Below are 410 nucleotides of genomic sequence, written 5' to 3'. Positions count from 1 at the left end.
GGGTCGGCATGGTGAAGGCGCCAGTCTTCGCAATGCTGATTGCGCTGGTCGGCTGTTTCGAGGGCCTGCGCGTCAGCGGCAGCGCGGAGAGCGTGGGGCAGATGACCACCCGCTCGGTCGTGGAGGGCATCTTCCTGGTCATCATTTTCGATGCCTTGTTCTCCGTCCTGTTCGCAATCATGAATATCTGAGATGCCCCAGCGCAGCCCCAACGTGATCGAGATCCGCGGCCTGGTGAACCGGTTCGGCGAGCAGGTGCTGCATGACGGACTCGACCTCGACATCCGGCGCGGCGAGGTGATCGGCGTGGTCGGCGGCTCGGGCACCGGCAAATCGGTGCTGCTGCGCACCATCATCGGCCTCAACCGTCCGGCCGAAGGCGACATCCGCGTGCTCGGCCAGCTGACGCG

General features: G+C 65.4%; 2 protein-coding genes. Both read left to right on the top strand.

From position 1 onward, the window contains the following. A partial coding sequence (locus I6F37_RS42455) for an ABC transporter permease (RefSeq protein ID WP_225154744.1) occupies nucleotides 1–191 on the top strand: 191 nt, incomplete at its 5' end. 1 nt (nucleotide 192) lies between these two features. Continuing rightward, a partial coding sequence (locus I6F37_RS42450; RefSeq protein WP_225154743.1) for an ATP-binding cassette domain-containing protein occupies nucleotides 193–410 on the top strand: 218 nt, incomplete at its 3' end.

The sequence above is a fragment of the Bradyrhizobium sp. NBAIM08 genome, from assembly GCF_020193935.1.
GTDB lineage: Bacteria > Pseudomonadota > Alphaproteobacteria > Rhizobiales > Xanthobacteraceae > Bradyrhizobium > Bradyrhizobium yuanmingense.
The sequence above is the reverse complement of the archived record's forward strand: the minus strand, read 5'-3'. Positions and strand labels throughout refer to the sequence as shown.